Genomic DNA, 3970 nt, shown 5'->3' with positions numbered 1-3970 from the left:
GCAAAACTAACAGATATTCAGCAATCACTAATTGATTCAATCGTCAGTGCTTCCAATACCGATGCATCAGCTTTAGCTAACAATGACGAAACATCCTTCTTATCCATATTGGATTCATTCAGAAATAGCCTGCCAAACTATCAGATCACAACCTATACCTATGATCCATTGATTGGTGTTAGAAGTATCACTCCGCCATCAGGGATCAGAGAAGTATATCTTTATGACTCAGCGAACAGACTTATGGAAATCAGAGAAAAGAGCCAAACAGGAAACTTATTAAAAGAATTTAAATATAATTATAAACAATAAAAACTCAAATTATGAAAAAAGTACTATTCATTGCAGGAATTTTAGCAGCACAATTATCTTTTGCTCAATTATACACTTCAGGAGGTGTTGTCAATCAAAGCGCTACCCCAAACTCTCCCAATGTAGGAATCGGGATTTCTAATCCTCAATCGAAATTAACAGTATACGAAGGAGGGGGTGCAGGTTCGAATAACTTTGAATTAAGAACCAATCATTTAAGAAATCCAGACAGATATTTTATGAAAAATATCATTTTCGGAACAGGAACAGAAGATATTACGTTTTCTTTAAGACATGATGGCCAGATGTATGTGGGAGGAAATGTTGGAATTGGTTCTGCCAATCCTCAGGCAAAATTGGAAGTTGCCAGTGAGATTACTAATGATAAGAATTTTGTGATGGCTCAGTTTTTAGGTTCCGGAGCATCAGGAGGAAGTAATATAGTAAGCATTGGTTTTCATAACAAAGCTAATCTTGAAATCAATTCAGCGTATGCATCCTCCGGACTAAGATATGGAAATTTTGCAGATTTTAACATTGAAAATGACAGTGATTCCCCAACATATGGCTCCATTAATTTTATTACCAATAAGAAGATACAAATGGCCATCAGACCTAATGGCAATGCACTGTTGAATGGGAAACTGGAAGCTAAAGAAATAAAAGTAACTCTAACACCAACTGCCGATTTTGTATTTGAAGAAAATTATGATCTTCCAAAACTGGAAGAGGTAGCTAAACATATCAAAGAAAAAAAACATCTTCCTGAAATTGCTTCTGCAAAAGTAATGGAAAAAGAAGGGGTAAATGTTGGAGAATTTCAGATCAAGCTATTGCAGAAAATTGAAGAGCTTACCCTGTATGCCATTAAGCAGGATAAACAGCTAAAAGATCAGGAGGAAAAAATTCAGAAATTAGAAACTGAAAATTCAGATTTAAAAAACCTTGCTTCAGAGATTAAACAGCTTAAAGAGCAGGTTCTTACGATGAAATCCAATACAACCCACTAATCCAGACTAATGTATAGAAAAATTTATCTAAGCATTGGGCTGCTATGGAGTCTTCATCATTTTGGGCAGGTTGTTTTATCAGCACCTCCTGCTCCTAATACTGAAGTAGCAGACCCGCAAAGCATACGGATGCTCCCAGGATTTAGTTTCAGCTCTTCCAGTGGAACTTTTCGTGCCTACATCGGAGGATCCTCTTCTGGTAATGGTGGAGGTACCTATACTCCCATCAATGTAAATTATTCATCCAATATTCCATCTACGGAAAACTATATTTATACCAGACAGTATTTAGTACCCACTACGGTTTCAGACGGATCCCTTCAGCAGGTACAGAGTGTACAGTTTTTTGACGGCCTGGGAAGACCCAAACAGACTGTGAGTATTAAATCTACTCCTACCGGGAAAGATCTGGTAACGCATATTCCTTACGATAATTTTGGAAGACAGGTTGACAGCTGGCTGCCGGTTCCAATGAGCTCACTGAGTGGAAATATCCAGACCAATGTAGAAGGCAGTGCCAATAGCTACTATCAGGCCAATGGGATTAACGATTCTTTTCCTTTTAGCCACAAAACATTGGAAAGTTCACCGCTTGACAGAGTTTTAAACCAGAAAAATCCGGGTAATGACTGGCAGAACAAACCTGTTGTTTTTGGATATGAAGCCAATGCAGCTGGTGAAGTTAAAAAATATACCACCAATACCTCATGGGTAGACGGTGCCACTTCCTCTGAGCTCATTCCATCCGGAACCTATGGAGAAGCACAGTTGTATAAAAATACAGTAACAGACGAAGACGGCAATAAAACCATAGAATTTAAGAACGGCAGCGGCCAGACTCTGTTGGTAAGAAAAGTAATCAGTTCTTCAGAAAATGCAGACACTTATTACGTCTATAATGAATATGACCAGCTGGCATTTGTGATCCCGCCTTTAGCTTCTGCTACTACAACAGTTTCTACTTCCGCAATGGAGCATCTTTGCTATCAATATAAATATGATGGTAAAAGCAGGCTGGTAGAAAAGAAACTTCCGGGGAAAGGGCTGGAGCAAATGGTTTATAATAAGAAAGATCAGATTATTCTATCCAGAGATATTGCTCTCAAAAATGGAATTGCTAATTTTTCAGCGGATCAGTCATGGTTGTTTACCAAATACGACCGTTTCGGAAGAGTAGTCTATACAGGGGTTACCAGGGATACCAATTCAAGAAATGCGATACAGAATGCTATTGATAATCAAGCTGCGGATACATTTGAAACCCGAGGTGGAAGCCTTACGCTGAATGGAGTTAGCGTTGAATACGGAAACACGGCTTACCCTACAACTGTTGATAAGCTTCTTACCGTTAATTATTATGATACTTATCCTCAGGGAGCTCCGGCTGTAAGTATGGTTTTAGGGCAGGATATATTGCCGCAGACCACACAGAATTCCACGGTAAGTACTAAAAGTCTTCCAACAGCTTCTTATGTTAAGAATATTGAAAATGATGGCTGGACAAAATCATATACCTACTATGATAAAAAGGGAAGAACAGTTTCTACTTATTCTATGAACCATTTGGGAGGATATACAAAAACCGAAAGCTCCTTGAAGTTTTCCGGAGTTCCGGAGTATAGCCTTGTTGAACATAAAAGGTCAGCGAATGATACCAAAGTAAACATCAAAGAAACCTTTGAATATGATCATCAGGAAAGACTGGTAAGACATTGGAACCAGGTAAACGGTGGTGCTCAGGAACTTCTTGCGGAAAACCTGTATAATGATCTGGGACAATTACAGACTAAAAATGTAGGAAATACCACAGGCAGTCCACTGCAGAGTGTAAAATATGCCTACAACATTAGAGGCTGGATGACAAAAGTGAATGATCCTGCCAATTTGCAGAACAAACTTTTTGCCTACGAGCTGCGTTACAATAATCCTAATGGTCAGTTTTCAGGTTCTGCAAGATATAATGGGAATATTTCCCAGATGTCATGGATTACTCAAAATGATGCAGTACTCAGAAATTACTCCTATGAATATGATGGCCTTAACCGACTTAAAGAAGGACGTTTCTGGGATGCCATGAACTTGGAAAGAGGAGAGTATCATGAGCAGCTTACCTACGATCTTAACGGAAATATAAAAACGCTTTTAAGAAGAGGAAGACAGCTTCCGGGATATACGGCCCCTGAGGTAATGGACAATCTGGAATACCATTATGAAAATGGGGAACAGAGTAATAAGTTGTCTTATCTTAAAGAAATAGGAACCGGAAATGCCATCAGTGGATATCCGTTAGCTTCCGGAAGTACAGGAAGCGCCATTACTTATGATCTTAACGGAAATATGACGACTCAAGTGGATAAAGGAATTTCCTCCATCCAATATAATTATCTAAATTTACCTGAAAAAATTACCCAAAACTTCAAAGTAACAGATTATATTTACAGAGCAGACGGAGTAAAAGTAAAAAAGGTCTTTGACACAAAAACTACAGATTATCTGGATGGGTTTCAATATGAAAATTCTGTATTGAAATTCTTCCCAACAGCAGAAGGATATTTTAATGTTGAAACCGGAAAGTATGTTTATAACTATATTGATCATTTAGGAAACATCAGATTAAGTTATGCTAAGAACGGTGCAGGAACAGAGAT

The 3970-nt window shown here is 38.2% G+C and carries 3 protein-coding genes; all 3 read left to right on the top strand.

The features are described 5' to 3' along the window. The coding region (locus BLW74_RS22600; protein ID WP_167358492.1) for a hypothetical protein at positions 1-312 on the top strand (312 nt) is incomplete at its 5' end. Between the two features lie 11 nt (positions 313-323). Continuing rightward, entirely contained in the window at positions 324-1322 is a 999-nt protein-coding gene (locus tag BLW74_RS22755; RefSeq protein WP_227413193.1) for a hypothetical protein, read from the top strand. 9 nt (positions 1323-1331) lie between these two features. Beyond that, positions 1332-3970, top strand: a 2639-nt coding sequence (locus BLW74_RS22130) for a DUF6443 domain-containing protein (protein WP_089697114.1), incomplete at its 3' end; no start/stop codon positions are given.

Source organism: Chryseobacterium culicis, assembly GCF_900108365.1.
Lineage (GTDB): Bacteria > Bacteroidota > Bacteroidia > Flavobacteriales > Weeksellaceae > Chryseobacterium > Chryseobacterium culicis.
This window is presented reverse-complemented; position numbering and strand designations above follow the sequence as displayed.

What these genes read in the sequence shown, in the direction of transcription:
- BLW74_RS22755 (WP_227413193.1), top strand. Translation starts at nt 324, where the DNA reads ATGAAAAAAGTACTATTCATTGCAGGAATTTTAGCAGCACAATTATCT.